13 protein-coding genes are annotated in these 14,401 nt (G+C 64.4%); 9 read left to right on the forward strand and 4 right to left on the reverse strand.

All coding sequences use genetic code 11. From position 1 onward, the window contains the following. Positions 1 to 20 precede the first annotated feature (20 nt). Positions 21 to 485 carry a rhodanese-like domain-containing protein gene (locus tag AC3G88_RS04475; protein WP_488770329.1) on the reverse strand — a complete coding sequence of 155 codons (465 nt, stop codon included), beginning with the start codon at positions 483 to 485 and terminating at the stop codon, positions 21 to 23. A 531-nt stretch (positions 486 to 1,016) separates the two neighbouring features. On the opposite strand from AC3G88_RS04475, the gene AC3G88_RS04480 reads away from it, so the two are divergent. From AC3G88_RS04480 to ntrC, 4 genes are all read left to right on the forward strand, one after another. After that, complete coding sequence (locus AC3G88_RS04480; RefSeq protein ID WP_092594071.1) at positions 1,017 to 2,432, forward strand: 3-hydroxylaminophenol mutase; 1,416 nt, start codon at positions 1,017 to 1,019, stop codon at positions 2,430 to 2,432. 137 nt (positions 2,433 to 2,569) lie between these two features. Beyond that, positions 2,570 to 3,142 carry a DUF4124 domain-containing protein gene (locus AC3G88_RS04485; RefSeq protein ID WP_488770328.1) on the forward strand — a complete coding sequence of 191 codons (573 nt, stop codon included), beginning with the start codon at positions 2,570 to 2,572 and terminating at the stop codon, positions 3,140 to 3,142. A 5-nt stretch (positions 3,143 to 3,147) separates the two neighbouring features. After that, positions 3,148 to 4,320 carry a nitrogen regulation protein NR(II) gene (glnL, locus tag AC3G88_RS04490; protein WP_487523684.1) on the forward strand — a complete coding sequence of 391 codons (1,173 nt, stop codon included), beginning with the start codon at positions 3,148 to 3,150 and terminating at the stop codon, positions 4,318 to 4,320. An 88-nt stretch (positions 4,321 to 4,408) separates the two neighbouring features. Then, positions 4,409 to 5,971 carry a nitrogen regulation protein NR(I) gene (gene ntrC, locus AC3G88_RS04495; protein ID WP_488770326.1) on the forward strand — a complete coding sequence of 521 codons (1,563 nt, stop codon included), beginning with the start codon at positions 4,409 to 4,411 and terminating at the stop codon, positions 5,969 to 5,971. An 86-nt stretch (positions 5,972 to 6,057) separates the two neighbouring features. Here the strand turns inward: ntrC and AC3G88_RS04500 are convergent, their stop codons facing one another. The 3 genes from AC3G88_RS04500 to AC3G88_RS04510 form a co-directional block, all read right to left on the reverse strand. Further along, entirely contained in the window at positions 6,058 to 6,375 is a 318-nt protein-coding gene (locus AC3G88_RS04500) for a hypothetical protein (RefSeq protein ID WP_488770325.1), read from the reverse strand. 46 nt (positions 6,376 to 6,421) lie between these two features. Next, on the reverse strand, positions 6,422 to 8,137 hold the full coding sequence (locus tag AC3G88_RS04505) for a M30 family zinc metallopeptidase (RefSeq protein ID WP_488770324.1): 1,716 nt from the start codon (positions 8,135 to 8,137) through the stop codon (positions 6,422 to 6,424). Between the two features lie 124 nt (positions 8,138 to 8,261). After that, positions 8,262 to 9,068, reverse strand: a complete 807-nt coding sequence (locus AC3G88_RS04510; protein WP_488770323.1) for an HAD-IIB family hydrolase — start codon at positions 9,066 to 9,068, stop codon at positions 8,262 to 8,264. Positions 9,069 to 9,273: 205 nt separating this feature from the next. Here AC3G88_RS04510 and ugpB point away from each other — a divergent pair, with 205 nt between their 5' ends. The 5 genes from ugpB (at position 9,274) to ugpQ (ending at position 14,319) form a co-directional block, all read left to right on the forward strand. Next, positions 9,274 to 10,584: a sn-glycerol-3-phosphate ABC transporter substrate-binding protein UgpB gene (ugpB, locus tag AC3G88_RS04515; protein WP_092594065.1), complete on the forward strand. Its 1,311-nt coding sequence runs from the start codon at positions 9,274 to 9,276 to the stop codon at positions 10,582 to 10,584. 117 nt (positions 10,585 to 10,701) lie between these two features. Further along, entirely contained in the window at positions 10,702 to 11,583 is an 882-nt protein-coding gene (gene ugpA, locus AC3G88_RS04520) for a sn-glycerol-3-phosphate ABC transporter permease UgpA (RefSeq protein WP_092594064.1), read from the forward strand. Between the two features lie 14 nt (positions 11,584 to 11,597). Then, complete coding sequence (gene ugpE, locus AC3G88_RS04525) at positions 11,598 to 12,446, forward strand: sn-glycerol-3-phosphate ABC transporter permease UgpE (RefSeq protein ID WP_488770322.1); 849 nt, start codon at positions 11,598 to 11,600, stop codon at positions 12,444 to 12,446. 8 nt (positions 12,447 to 12,454) lie between these two features. Next, positions 12,455 to 13,573, forward strand: coding sequence for a sn-glycerol-3-phosphate import ATP-binding protein UgpC (locus tag AC3G88_RS04530; RefSeq protein WP_488770321.1), 1,119 nt, complete (start codon positions 12,455 to 12,457; stop codon positions 13,571 to 13,573). Beyond that, complete coding sequence (gene ugpQ / locus AC3G88_RS04535; protein WP_488770320.1) at positions 13,570 to 14,319, forward strand: glycerophosphodiester phosphodiesterase; 750 nt, start codon at positions 13,570 to 13,572, stop codon at positions 14,317 to 14,319. Before AC3G88_RS04530 ends, ugpQ begins: the two co-directional genes overlap by 4 nt. Positions 14,320 to 14,401: the final 82 nt, after the last annotated feature.

Raw genomic sequence — 14,401 nt, forward strand, 5'->3', positions numbered from 1 at the left:
TTGGCCGGCGTTGCCCGGACTCAGGCGCCGTGCCACGGCAGGCCGCGGAAGCACCAGCCTTCCACGGTCTTGCGGTGGTGTTCCTCGTCGCGCGGGCCCTCGAAGCCTTCCAGCACATCCATGGCCAGCGTGTAGCCGGCCTCGGTCGCCACGCGCGCCGCATGCTTCGAGCGGGCCGCGCTGCGGCACAGGAACAGCACCGGGGCGTCCTGCGGCACGCGCGCCTTCAGTTCGGCCACGAAATTGGGGTTCTGGGTGCCGCCCGGGTAGGTCGACCATTCGACATGCGCGAACTGTTCGTCGGGCAGCGCCACGCCGCCCACCCAGTCCAGTTCGGCCTGGGTGCGTACATCGACCAGTACGGCCTTCGGGTCGGCCTGCAGCAGCGCGTAGGCTTCCTGCGGGGAGAGGGCGCCGTAGTAGGGTAGCTGGCCCTGTTGCCGACGTGCGTGGGCGGCCTGGAGGAGGGTGTCTCGGGTAGTCATTCTGTGTGACGAAGTCAATAAGAAAGCGATCAAAACTGGCGCGCTCGGACGGCTTGGGGGGGCGATCGCAAGAAAGCCCAATCTTTGCTGGGAGCCAGCCCGAATCGGCGCTATTCTAGCGCCCGGCCGTTGCGAGCGGCCCGAAAAATGGTGGCAAACCGGATGCGCCGTTTTGGTGCCAAACTGGTGCATTTCTCACGGTTTGGCACTGTCACGGTGCTATGACTTGAATGATGCACCATAATGGTGTGTCATGGATGTCGGGGCTGGCGAGCCGCGGCGGCAAAGCCAGGCAGGCTCAGGCCGGCAGCCGGGATTGCATGCAATCCGCCTCCCCCGTCGCGGTGCGGCCTGACAGGCAGATGCACGTTTTTCGGGAAGTCTGTGCGATTGGCGCCCCGCTGGGGCCAGGCGTTGGCACGCTTTCTGCTAACATCCCTCGTCCCTTTTGGGGCGGCCAGATCGGCAGGTCCGGAGGTCGCACCAACAATGGCTTTCTCAGACACAGCCTCGAATTTCCAGGAGATAGGCATGGCGCAGAGCGTTGCAGATGTGATGAAGCTCGTGAAGGAAAACGACGTCAAGTTCGTCGATTTCCGCTTCACGGATACCAAGGGCAAGGAACAGCACGTGTCGGTGCCGACGTCGCACTTCGACGAGGACAAGTTCGAAAGCGGCCACGCCTTTGACGGTTCGTCCATCGCGGGCTGGAAGGGTATCGAAGCCTCGGACATGCTGCTGATGCCGGATTCGGGTACCGCCTACATCGACCCGTTCTATGAAGAACCGACCCTGGTCCTGACCTGCGACGTGATTGAACCGTCGGACGGCAAGGGCTACGACCGCGACCCGCGCTCGATCGCCAAGCGCGCCGAGGCCTACCTGAAGAGCACCGGCCTGGGCGACACCGCCTTCTTCGGTCCGGAACCCGAGTTCTTCATTTTCGACGGCGTGACCTGGAACATCGACATGCAGGGCTGCTCGGTGAAGATCCAGTCGGAAGAAGCACCGTGGTCGTCGGGCAAGGAATTCGAGCACGGCAACAGCGGTCACCGTCCGGGCAAGAAGGGCGGCTACTTCCCGGTTGCCCCGATCGACACGTTCCAGGACATGCGTTCGGAAATGTGCCTGATTCTGGAATCGCTGGGCATTCCGGTCGAAGTGCACCACCACGAAGTGGCGGGCCAGGGCCAGAACGAAATCGGCACCAAGTTCAGCACGCTGGTGCAGCGCGCCGACTGGACGCAGCTGCAGAAGTACGTGATCCAGAACGTTGCGCACACCTATGGCAAGACCGCCACGTTCATGCCGAAGCCGGTCGTGGGCGACAACGGTTCGGGCATGCACGTTCACCAGTCCGTGTGGAAGGACGGCCAGAACCTGTTCGCAGGCAACGGCTACGCCGGCCTGTCGGAGTTCGCGCTGTACTACATCGGCGGCATCATCAAGCACGCCCGCGCCCTGAACGCCATCACCAACCCGGGCACGAACTCGTACAAGCGCCTGGTGCCGGGCTTCGAAGCCCCGGTGAAGCTGGCCTATTCGGCCCGCAACCGTTCGGCCTCGATCCGTATTCCGTACGTGGCGAACCCGAAGGGCCGCCGTATCGAAACGCGTTTCCCGGACCCGCTGATGAACCCGTACCTGGGCTTCTCGGCACTGCTGATGGCCGGCCTGGACGGCGTGATGAACAAGATCCACCCGGGCGAAGCTGCCGACAAGAACCTGTACGACCTGCCGCCGGAAGAAGACGCAAAGATCCCGACCGTCTGCTCGAGCCTCGACCAGTCGCTGGAGTACCTGGACAACGACCGTGAGTTCCTGACCCGCGGCGGTGTGTTCTCGAACTCGATGATCGATGCGTACATCGAACTCAAGATGGAAGAAGTCACGCGTTTCCGCATGACGACTCACCCGATCGAGTTCGACATGTACTACTCGCTGTAAAGCGATAAGTGGGTTGCCAGGTTGTGACCGGGCAACACTTGCACCAGGAAGGGGCGGCTTCGGCTGTCCCTTTTTGTTTTGCGGCGACGTTGCTCGCTAGAATGGGGCTCCTTTTCCCAACCTTCATGTCGATGTTCATGAACGCCATTTCGAACAACGGTTTCAGCATGGCCGGCGGCGCGCTGCCGCACCAAATGCGTGTGGGTTTCCCTATTCTGGTGACGATGGCCGCCGTGGCGCTGGCCGTCTGGGCCGCGCCGGCCGCGGCGCAGTCGTCGGACGTGTACATGTGCAAGGGCCCCAACGGCGTGCCCGAGTACCGCAACGGCAGCGGCGGCGGCAAGGACTGCAAGAAGCTCAACCTGCCCGACGTGATGACGGTGCCCGGCACGCGTACCGGCGGCGGTGGCGCCACGGCGGCCGCCAGGCCGGCCGCCACGTCGCCGGCGGCATTCCCGCGCGTGGACAGTGCCACGCAGAAGACCCGCGATGGCGAACGCCGCACGGTGCTGGAGCAGGAGCTGCAGTCCGAGGAAGCCAGGCTGGCCGGGCTGCGCGCCGAGTACAACAACGGCGAGCCGGAGCGCCAGGGCGGCGAGCGTAATTATCAAAAGTATCTGGATCGCACGGCACGGCTGCGCGATGACGTTGCGCGTAGTGAAGCCAATGTGGCTTCGCTTCGGCGGGAACTGTCGAATCTGAAGGATTGAAACCGATGCGTCGCCTGATTCGCGGAGTTTCGCGCAAGGTTACCGGGGCCGACCGCAAGCCGGACGTGGCTGGTTCAGAGGCCCCGGAAGTGCGTGATGCCGATATCCTGCCATTGGGCGATTTCGCATTGCATCCCGGCCTGGACGTGGTGGCCAACCCGGTACTGCTGGTGCGCCAGCCGGGGCTGCGGGTGGTCTACGCCAATCCGGCCGCCGAGGCCAGCTTTGCCATGTCGCGCAAGGCCATGGTGGAACTGACGCTGCCCGACCTGTTCGGCGCGTCGGAAGAGCTCGACACCATGATCGACTCCGTCATGGCGCGGCAGGTGGACGTGCGCCGCCAGGACCTGGTGCTGCGCCCGCCGCTGCAGGAACCGCTGCACGCCCACGTGGTGGTGGGCGGCATCGAGGGCAATTCCAGCACGGCGCTGGTCGAGATCCTGCTTAACGAGCAGAAGGTGCGCAGCGACCGCGAGGAACGCCTGATCGACCTGACATCGGCCAACAAGGAACTGATCCGAAATCTGGCGCACGAGATCAAGAACCCGCTGGGCGGTATCCGCGGGGCGGCGCAGCTGCTGGAATTCGAGCTGCCCGAGCGTGCGCTGCGCGAGTACACGCAGGTCATCATCAAGGAATCGGACCGCCTGCAGACGCTGGTGGACCGCCTGCTGGAGCCCCATCGTCACCCGCACATCGTCTCCGAACTCAATATCCACGAAGTGCTGGAGCGGGTGCGCTCGGTGGTGCTGGCCGAATTCCCGAACGGGCTCGATATCGTGCGCGACTACGATGCCAGCCTGCCGGAGCTGCGCGGGGACATGGAGCAACTGATCCAGGCCGTGCTGAACATCGTCCACAACGCGGCGCAGGCGCTGCACGAGCGCATCGCCCAAGGCGACGCGCAGATCGTCCTGCGGACCCGGGTGGCCCGCCAGGTCACGATTGCCAAGCGTTTGTACAAGCTGGCATTGGACTTGCATGTGATAGACAACGGCCCGGGCATCCCCGAGGACATTCGCGAACGCATCTTCTATCCGCTGGTGTCGGGGAGGGATGGCGGTAGCGGTCTCGGTCTCACACTCGCTCAAACCTTCGTGCAGCAGCACGAGGGCTTGATCGAATGCGAGAGCCGGCCGGGCTGTACCGACTTCCGTATCCTGCTGCCGCTGCACTGACCGCCGATCCAGACATCGACGCGTCCCACGCGGCGATCCAGCGGGTCATACGGGAGACCACATGACACCGAGCAGACAAGCGACGCACATGAAGCCGATCTGGATAGTCGACGACGATCAATCAATCCGCTGGGTCCTGGAAAAGGCCCTTGCCCGTGAAAGCCTGCTCTCCCGCAGTTTTACCAATGTGCGCGACGTGCTCGCGGCGTTGGAAGAGGACGAGCCGCAAGTCCTGATTTCCGATATCCGCATGCCTGGCGGGTCGGGACTGGACCTGCTGCAGGCGATCAAGGCGCGCCACCCCGGGCTGCCGGTCATCGTGATGACCGCGTACTCGGACCTGGACAGCGCAGTGGCCGCCTTCCAGGGCGGCGCGTTCGAATACCTGGCCAAGCCGTTCGATGTCGACAAGGCTGTCGAGCTGATCCGTCGCGCGCTGGAGGAAAGCCTGCGCGAGGAGGAAATGGACGACCGGCTAGTCGATGCGCCCGAGATCCTGGGCCAGGCGCCGGCCATGCAGGACGTGTTCCGCGCCATCGGCCGCCTGTCGCAATCGAACGTGACCGTGATGATTACCGGCGAGTCCGGTACCGGGAAGGAACTGGTGGCGCGGGCGTTGCACAAGCACAGCCCGCGCGCCAACGGCCCGTTCATCGCGCTGAACACGGCGGCGATTCCGAAGGATCTGCTGGAATCGGAACTGTTCGGCCATGAGCGCGGCGCATTCACGGGCGCGCAGACCATGCGGCGCGGCCGCTTCGAGCAGGCCGAGGGCGGTACGCTGTTCCTCGATGAAATCGGCGATATGCCATTCGATCTGCAGACGCGGCTGCTGCGCGTGCTGTCGGACGGCAATTTCTATCGCGTCGGCGGCCACAATCCGCTGCGCGCGAATGTGCGGGTGATCGCCGCCACCCACCAGAACCTGGAAACGCGGGTCAAGGAAGGGCTGTTCCGCGAGGACTTGTTCCACCGGCTGAACGTGATCCGGCTGCGCCTGCCGCCGCTGCGCGAGCGGCCCGAGGACATCACGCTGCTGGCGCGGCATTTCCTGCAGAAGAGCGCCAAGGAACTGGGCGTCGAGCCCAAGCGCATGTCGGACGAGGCGCTGACCTACGTCAGCACGCTGCCGTTCCCGGGCAACGTGCGCCAGCTTGAGAACCTGTGCAACTGGCTGACCGTGATGGCCCCGGCACAGACCATCGAGGTCAAGGACCTGCCGCGCGAGATGATCGACGCCGGGCATGGCGAAAGCCTGTCGGCGTCGCGTCCGCCGGCGCCCGACATGCGGCCTGCCGGTGACTACGAGTCAGTGGACACGTCCGACTACGGCATGGGCGCACCGGGCGGGGATGGCGACACCCTGGTGGCAACGCGTCCGCCCATGGTGACGACATCGTCGGCCATGGCGCCGGCCTATGCCGCGCCGGCCGTCACGCAGAGCTGGGAAAGTCTGCTGGCCGGCGAGGCAAAGTCGATGCTGGAATCCGGCCAGCCGGAAGTCATGGACGCGCTGACGCGCCGGTTCGAAAAGGCCGTGCTGGAAGCCGCGCTCGGCGTCACGCGCGGCCGCCGCGTGGAAGCCGCGACCCGGCTTGGAATTGGCCGGAATACGATTACGCGGAAGCTCCAGGAGCTGGGATTCGACTGAACCCCGATCGCAGTGCCGCGCAACGCGCAAACGTGAAGGGAGGCTCGGTCGGGCCTCCCTTTTTCAATGGGGAACGCGGGAATCGCTTAGGGACTGACCGGCTCGGGCGCCTCATCCACCTGGAACGCGGGAAGCCATACGTCGGGCCCGGGCGCCACCAGAATCCTGCCACGCGCCGACACCCGCTTGCCGGCCAGCGCGCGGGCCTGCCGGACCGTCATGCCGCGCAATTCCCAGAAGTCGAACGCGTCCGTTTCCAGCATGATCGTCGGGAACGGGTCGTTACCCCGGATCTGAATCTCTCCGACCAGCGTCTGCGGCGGCTCGACGGGCGGGGCGGCGGCACATGCCGTGATGGCCAGTGCGGCGAGGAGTGCGAGGATTGCGCCGAAGCATGCTTTCACGCCGGGTCTCCGGAAGTGTGGGGTGACGGCGCACCCCGCCAACGCCTTATTGGACCACGACAGACAGCGATGTGCCCGCAGGGACCTCGACTGTCTCGCTGTATGTCCCGGTCACGGCACTGCGGACGATCGGCAGGCTGCCGTAGGGCTGCAGCAGAAGCGGCACCGACTGCGTCAGCGTTCGAATCGGCAGGAGGTCCTGGGGATCGATCGGCGGCAACCTGAAGTCACCGTCCACCCGTGCCGGGAAGCCAAAGCCGGCAGGGCTTGGCGTTTTCATCAACGCGCCCGCGGTCGCGGCAAACGCGCGTAGCTGTTCGCCGAAACCGGAAGTGTCCTTGACCGAGCGGATGGCCGAATCCAGAACCTGGACCGAATTGGTGCTGCTGAAATCGTTCAGCAGGGCTTTATAGAAGTCGAGTCCGAGCTGCCGGGTCAGAAATCCGCCGAGCGATCCGGAAACGGCATAGCTGTTGCAGGACGCCGATGCAACCCTGAAGTCGAGCAGGCTGCAGTTATAGGAACCGGCCCGGTAGCCGACGTAGTCCGGAAAGCGCATGTCGCGGATCGTGTTGTAGTCCGGGCTGACGGAATCGCTGACGAGATCCTCCAGCATCATGGCTGAAGCTTCCTCCAGCCACCGTTCAAATATGTACGCGGGGCCCTTGACCACGCCTCGGCGGTAGAAGCTCTGCAGGTGCATCGCTTCATGAATCATCGTCGAGACCATTTCCGTCAGGGCCTCGGGGCCGCCCAGATAGAGCGCCTCGGCATCCATGTACAGCGATACCGACTCGTTGCTGTAAGGATTGGTGGCTGGATGCCGGGCGATGGCATTCCGTCCATAGAAATACCCGAGCATGCCGGTCGGACGCTCGTCGTTGTTGAAATTCAGGATCACGATGTCGATGGGCTGCCCGGTGGCGGGGATCAACTCGGAATAGTCGTGCGGCCCCCACAGTGGGCCACCGACCGAGATGAGCGTGTCGTAGAGCCGTCCGGCGGGCGTAAAACTGTCTGCAAGCAGCGCCACGATTTCAGGGCTCACCCTGTCTGGCGTATTTTCTGATTCCTCCACCCAGAAATTGACGGTGGTGCCGTCGCTGGTGGCGCGCTGGAGCACCAGCGTGGCCGAACGCGCCGTATCGTCGGCGTGATACCAGGTTCTGGTAGTGTTCACGACCGCAGGGGCCTGGCTCTGCCGTGCCGAGAAGACCGACATGTTGCTGCGCTGGCCGGCGAGTGCCGCCCAGCCTTCGCGATTGAAGTCCGCAATGCGTTGCCGGACGGCCTGCCCGCCATCCTCGTTCCATCGCAGTGCGTTCGCCGCGACCGGGGACGCCTGCGGCGTCGTCAGCGAAATCGTGGGCATGATCTTCGGCACGGCGGTCTGGTTTGTGAAGACGAGCGTGACGTCCTGCCCGTTCAGGCCGTCGATCCGGACCGGGATCCTGGCCGGGGTGGCAGAGGCGTTGATGGCTTGCCACACGCCCACGCCATTGCCCGCATAGGTGTTCGCGCTGACAGTGCCGCAGTTGCTGCAGGCCGGCGACACCGTACTGGGCGGGTCCGGCAGCGGCGCGGGTGGCGGTGTTTCGGGTGCGGGTGCGGGGGCTGGCGCGGGTGCTGGCGCCGCGACCGTCGTGGGTGGCGCGGACGGTTCGCCATCGCCACCACCGCCACAGCCGCCGAGCGTGGCGGCAGCCAGTAGTGCTGCGGATACGGACTTCGAATGCGCAAGGATGCGCGACGTGTTTGTCATGACGATTCCCCCTCGAATGTCGGTTGGCGAAGCCGGGCGCCATCGCGGCGCAGCGGTGCTTATACCGGCGTGGATGGCGGGTTCGCCGTCCACACGAGGGGAAATCGAGATTACTTGACGGCCATCATGCCAACTGTTTCAGCTTTAAGACCCTTTCGGCCATTTCCGTAAATCCTTCGCCGCCGGACGCATCGGTGATGTAGGCCGGCTTCACTGGCAGTTTGTCCAGGATGTCGCGCACGTTGGCGACGCCCACCGATAGCGGGAAATGCCCGAACATCGCCACGTCATTGGCCGAATCGCCAATGAACAGCCATTCGTCGCGCCTCGCGTCGATGTCGTCCCCGAGTAATTCCTCTACACAGAGCCGGCTCATCGACAGCTTGTCGTGATGGCCGAACCAGCCATTGACGTGGATCGAGCTGACCGTGGCCGTCATGCCGGCGCCGCGCATGATCGCCACGATGCGGTCCACGGCGGCCTGCGGCAGCGGCGATACGTCCTCGGCGTGGTCGATGGCCAGGTCCGCCGCATGCCATGCCTGATCCGAGGCCAGCGCGCAGCCGGGGACTTCGCGCAGGATTTCCTGGCCCAGTGCGTGGATGCGGAACAGGTTCGCCTCGCGGGTGGCGGCGTCGTCCAGGAAACGTGTGATGAGTTTGTTATCGACAAGATGCGAATAGAACGCACCGTTTTCGCCGATGATGGCATCCACTGGCCATAGGCGGGTCAGGATTTCCGCCCACGCGATGCAGCGCCCCGTGACCGGAATCACGTGCAGCCCCGCCCGTTTGAGGCGGTCGAGCGCGACGTAGGTGGAAGCGGGCAGGCGGCCGTCGGTGGTCAGGGTGCCGTCGATGTCGGTCAGGATGCCGCGGACACGGCGCAGCGCGCTGTCGGGCAGGGCGGAAAAGGAGGTCGGTACGGTCATGGCGGGGCATTGTAGCCGTGGCGAACCGCGCCCGGCGTGGCAATTGTCTGTCGTCAATATGCTGCAACATTCTCTTGCGCAAGGGCGGGTTTGCCCGGTGTTCGATGACAACGGAGCGGCGTAACATGCCTGTCACAAAAAATGCATACAGTCGGTCGCTTTTTCAAAAAAAACTGTCGCACCGAACGGCCTCAGGAGAAATACCATGTCCTTCCCGCGCTTCGCAGTGAAATTCGCCGCAGTGGCCAGCCTGGCCCTTGCCGGCACGGCCCACGCAGCCGTAGAGATCCAGTGGTGGCACGCCATGCAGGGCGCGCTGAACGACAAGGTGAACGAGATCGCCAACAAGTTCAACGCCAGCCAGTCCGACTACAAGATCGTGCCCGTGAACAAGGGCAACTACGACGAAACCATGGCCGCCGGCATTGCCGCGTTCCGCGCTGGCGGCGCCCCGGCCATCCTTCAGGTGTTCGAGGTGGGTACCGCCACGATGATGAGCGCCAAGGGCGCCATCAAGCCGGTGTCCGTCGTCATGAAGGAATCGGGCGAGAAGTTCGACCAGAAGGCCTATATCCCGGCCGTGGCGGGTTACTACACCTCGTCGAAGGGCGAGATGCTGTCGTTCCCGTTCAACAGCTCGACCACCGTCTTCTATTACAACAAGGACGCCTTCAAGAAGGCCGGCCTGTCGGCGCCGCCGAAGACCTGGCCCGAGGTCATGCAGTATTCGGCCAAGCTGAAGGCGGCCGGCAGCAGCTGCGCGTACACGACCGACTGGCAGAGCTGGGTGCACCTGGAGAGCTTCTCGGCCTGGCATAACACGCTGTTCGCGTCCAAGAACAACGGCTTTGGCGGCACCGACGCCCGCCTGGTGTTCAACAGCCCGCTGCACGTGAAGCACATCACGAACCTGCAGGAAATGGTCAAGAAGGGCTATTTCAGCTACGGCGGCCGCAAGTCGGAGTCGCAGGCCAAGTTCTATAACGGCGAATGCGCGATGTTCACCGGCTCGTCGGCGTCGCTGGCCAACATTCGTAAAAACGCCAAGTTCCAGTTCGGCGTGTCGCAGTTGCCGTACTACGCGGACGTGCAGGGGGCTCCGCAGAACACGATCATCGGCGGTGCGTCGCTGTGGGTGATGGGCGGCAAGAAGGCCGAAGAATACAAGGGCGTGGCCAAGTTCTTCACGTTCCTGTCGCAGCCCGAGATCCAATCGGACTGGCACCAGGCCACCGGCTACCTGCCGGTGACGATGGCCGCGTATGAACTGACCAAGAAATCGGGTTATTACGACAAGAACCCGGGTGCCGACGTATCGGTCGAGCAGATGGTCGTGAAGACCACCGAGAAGTCGCGCGGCGTGCGCCTGGGCAACCTGGTGCAGATCCGCACGATCGTCGATGAGGAACTGGAGTCGGTGTGGGCCGGCAAGAAGGAACCGAAGGCGGCGCTGGACGCGGCCGTGGCACGCGGTAACGAACAGCTGGAACGCTTCCAGAAGACCGCCCGGGAGTAAGCCCGGCCGGTGCAGCGCCCGAGCGGGCGGCGGCAACACCGTCGCCCGCTTGACGTTTGTTCAGTCGTTCAGTCGTTTGGTCGTTTGGTCGTTTAGTCTCAGGGCGGACTCCATCCCATGGAAAAACGCGTCGTATTCCGGTCGCCGTGGCTGCCGTATCTGCTGGTGCTGCCGCAGATCGTCATCACGCTGGTCTTCTTCTTCCTGCCCGCCGGGCAGGCGCTGTGGCAGTCGATGCTGCAGCAGGATGCCTTCGGCATCCATCTCGATTTTGTCGGCGCCGACAACTTCGTCACGCTCTGGAACGATCCGAACTACATCGAATCGTTCCAGGTGACCGCCGTCTTCGCCATCGGCGTGACGGTGGTGGGCCTGTCGGTGGCGCTGCTGCTGGCGTACTTTGCCGACCGCGTGGTGCGCGCCGCCACCGGCTACAAGACGCTGCTGATCTGGCCGTACGCCGTGGCCCCTGCCGTGGCGGGCGTGCTCTGGATGTTCATGTTCAACCCGACGCTGGGCGTGGTGTCGTACGCGCTGCGCAAGATCGGCGTGGACTGGAACTACCTGCTGGACAGCAACCAGGCGCTGGCGCTGGTGGTGCTGGCGGCCGCGTGGAAGCAGATCAGCTACAACTTCCTGTTTTTCCTGGCCGGGCTGCAGAGCATTCCCAAGTCGCTGATCGAAGCGGCGGCCATCGATGGCGCCGGGCCGTGGAAGCGGTTCTGGTCGATCGTGTTCCCGCTGCTGTCGCCGACCACGTTCTTCCTGCTAGTGATCAATGTGGTCTACGCGTTCTTCGACACCTTCGCGATCATCGACGCGGTGACGCACGGCGGCCCGTTCAACTCCACGAACACGCTCGTGTACAAGGTGTTCCACGATGGCTTCCGTGGCATGGACATCGGCGGTTCGGCCGCGCAGTCGGTGGTGCTGATGGTGATCGTGATCGCGCTGACCGTGGTGCAGTTCCGCTTCGTGGAACGCAAGGTCCAGTACTGACAGGAGGATAGGCAATGGTAGAGCGTCGTCCTGTACTGGACTTCATTACCCACGTGGTGCTGATCCTGGGCATCGTCGTGGTGGCATTCCCCGTGTACCTGACCTTCGTGGCGTCGACGCTGACGGCCGAGCAGGTGCTGGATGCCCCCATGACGCTGATCCCGGGCAGCCACCTGATCGAAAACTATCGCACGGTGCTGTTCCAGGGCGTGGGCGAGTCGGCATCGCCGGTGTCCACGATGATGAAGAACAGCCTGATCATGGCGCTGGGCATCGCGCTGGGCAAGATCGCGATCTCGATCATCTCGGCCTTCGCGGTGGTCTATTTCCGCTTTCCGCTGCGCAAGCTCTTCTTCTGGATGATCTTCATCACGCTGATGCTGCCGGTGGAAGTGCGGATCCTGCCCACCTACAAGGTAGTGTCGGATCTGGGCCTGCTGGACAGCTACTTCGGGCTGACGATTCCGATCATCGCGTCGGCCACGGCCACGTTCCTGTTCCGCCAGTTCTTCCTGACCATTCCGGATGAACTGGCCGAGGCGGCCCGCATCGACGGCGCCGGCCCGCTGCGCTTCTTCTGGGATGTGGTGCTGCCGCTGTCGCGCACCAGCATCGCGGCGCTGTTCGTGATCCAGTTTATCTACGGGTGGAACCAGTACCTGTGGCCGCTGCTGATCACCACGCAGAAATCGATGACGCCCGTGGTGGTGGGCGTCACGCAGATGATCTCGCGCTCGGGCGATGCGGCCACCGACTGGAACCTGGTGATGGCCACGGTGATGCTGGCGATGATTCCGCCGGCCGTGGTGGTCGTGCTGATGCAACGCTGGTTCGTCAAGGGCCTGGTGGAAACGGAAAAATAAGGTCAGACATGGCAAAGCTGTCTCTTCGAAACGTACAGAAGACCTACGCCGGCGGCACCCAGGTGGTGCATGGCATCGATATGGAAATCGCCGACGGCGAGTTCATCGTGATCGTCGGCCCGTCCGGCTGCGGCAAGTCCACGCTGCTGCGCATGGTGGCGGGGCTGGAAACGATCACCGGCGGCGAGGTGCATATTGGCGACAAGGTCGTGAACGACCTGGAACCGGCCGAGCGCGACATCGCGATGGTGTTCCAGAACTACGCGCTGTATCCGCACATGAGCGTCTACGACAACATGGCGTACGGCCTCAAGATCCGCGGCATGTCGAAGGCCGAGATCGAGCAGCGGGTGACGCATGCGGCCGGCATCCTGGAACTGGCCCCGCTGCTCGAACGCAAGCCGCGCGCGCTGTCGGGCGGCCAGCGCCAGCGCGTGGCCATGGGGCGCGCCATCGTGCGCGAGCCGGCGGTGTTCCTGTTCGATGAGCCGCTGTCGAACCTCGACGCCAAGCTGCGCGTGCAGATGCGGCTGGAACTGAAGGACCTGCATCGCCGCCTGAAGACCACCAGCCTGTACGTGACCCACGACCAGGTGGAGGCCATGACGCTGGCCGACCGCATGATGGTACTCAACGGCGGGCGTGTCGAGCAGATCGGCACGCCGCTGGAAGTCTATTCGCGCCCGGCCAGCACGTTCGTGGCCAGCTTTATCGGCTCGCCGCCGATGAACCTGGTGCCGGTGGCGCGCAATGGCGCGGGGCAGGGTACCGCCGGCGGCGAGGCGCAGATGCGCGTGCTGCCCAAGGAAGGGCAGGGCGCGGCGGCCACGCTGGGTCATCTGCCGATGGGCCTGCACCTGCCCGAGCAGGCGCTGATGGGGCTGCGCCCCGAGCACATCGAGCCGTGCGCGACGCACGAGGCGATTGCCGAGGTCGATGTGCGCGTGGTGGAGGCGCTGGGCGCCGACTCGTTCGCGTACGGCACGCTCGGCGGCCAGCCGATCGTGGTGCGGCTGGACAGCCATATGCCGGTGCGTGCCGGCGACAAGCTGCCGATCACGGCATCGGCCGACCACCTGCATTTCTTCGACATGGAGCACGGCAGGCGGATCGAGGCGCTGGCATGAGCGATATCCGGACGAACTGGCCATATCCGCGTCATATCGCGCACCGTGGCGCCGGCAAGCTGGCGCCCGAGAACACGCTGGCGGCGTTTCGCCACGGCGCGTCGTTTGGCTACCGGATGTTCGAGTTCGACGTGAAGCTGTCCGGCGACGGCAAGCCCGTGCTGATGCACGATGCCACGCTGGACCGGACCACGTCCGGCCACGGGCGCGTCGATGCGCTGACGGCGGGCGAGATCGCCTTGCTGGACGCCGGCAGCTGGCACAGCCCGGCCTTTGCCGGCGAGCCCGTGCCCACGCTGGCGGCCATCGCCCGCTATACGCAGGCCAACGGCTTCCTGGTCAATATCGAGATCAAGCCGGTGCCGGGTGCCGAATATCGCACTGGTGCTGCGGTGGCGCTCGACGCACTTTCGCTGTGGAAGGGCGCCGCGGTACCCCCTTTGCTATCGTCGTTTTCCGAGGTCGCGCTCGAAGCGGCGCGCCTGGCCGCGCCGGGCCTGCCGCGTGCATTGCTGCTGGACAAGCTGCCGGCCGACTGGCTCGACCGGCTGCGGCGTCTGGACTGCGTGGCGCTGGATTCGAATCATCGCGAACTCGACGCCAAGGTCATTGCCGACGCCCATGCGGCCGGCTTCAAGGTCCTGTGCTACACGGTCAACGACCGTTCGCGCGCCCAGGATCTGCTGTCCTGGGGGCTCGATGGCCTCATTACCGATGCGGTTGACCGGATCGAACCGCAACCGTAACGTTCCTGAACACACTGTCTCGATTTTGCATCACGAAAAGTCCCCACTGTCTGGGGGATTACATGCTATGCTCTGCGAGTGA

The sequence above is a fragment of the Cupriavidus sp. 86D6 genome (assembly GCF_057815095.1).

What these genes read in the sequence shown, in the direction of transcription:
- AC3G88_RS04475 (WP_488770329.1), bottom strand. Translation starts at nt 485, where the DNA reads ATGACTACCCGAGACACCCTCCTCCAGGCCGCCCACGCACGTCGGCAA.
- AC3G88_RS04480 (WP_092594071.1), top strand. Translation starts at nt 1,017, where the DNA reads ATGGCGCAGAGCGTTGCAGATGTGATGAAGCTCGTGAAGGAAAACGAC.
- AC3G88_RS04485 (WP_488770328.1), top strand. Translation starts at nt 2,570, where the DNA reads ATGAACGCCATTTCGAACAACGGTTTCAGCATGGCCGGCGGCGCGCTG.
- glnL (WP_487523684.1), top strand. Translation starts at nt 3,148, where the DNA reads ATGCGTCGCCTGATTCGCGGAGTTTCGCGCAAGGTTACCGGGGCCGAC.
- ntrC (WP_488770326.1), top strand. Translation starts at nt 4,409, where the DNA reads ATGAAGCCGATCTGGATAGTCGACGACGATCAATCAATCCGCTGGGTC.
- AC3G88_RS04505 (WP_488770324.1), bottom strand. Translation starts at nt 8,137, where the DNA reads ATGACAAACACGTCGCGCATCCTTGCGCATTCGAAGTCCGTATCCGCA.
- AC3G88_RS04510 (WP_488770323.1), bottom strand. Translation starts at nt 9,068, where the DNA reads ATGACCGTACCGACCTCCTTTTCCGCCCTGCCCGACAGCGCGCTGCGC.
- ugpB (WP_092594065.1), top strand. Translation starts at nt 9,274, where the DNA reads ATGTCCTTCCCGCGCTTCGCAGTGAAATTCGCCGCAGTGGCCAGCCTG.
- ugpA (WP_092594064.1), top strand. Translation starts at nt 10,702, where the DNA reads ATGGAAAAACGCGTCGTATTCCGGTCGCCGTGGCTGCCGTATCTGCTG.
- ugpE (WP_488770322.1), top strand. Translation starts at nt 11,598, where the DNA reads ATGGTAGAGCGTCGTCCTGTACTGGACTTCATTACCCACGTGGTGCTG.
- AC3G88_RS04530 (WP_488770321.1), top strand. Translation starts at nt 12,455, where the DNA reads ATGGCAAAGCTGTCTCTTCGAAACGTACAGAAGACCTACGCCGGCGGC.
- ugpQ (WP_488770320.1), top strand. Translation starts at nt 13,570, where the DNA reads ATGAGCGATATCCGGACGAACTGGCCATATCCGCGTCATATCGCGCAC.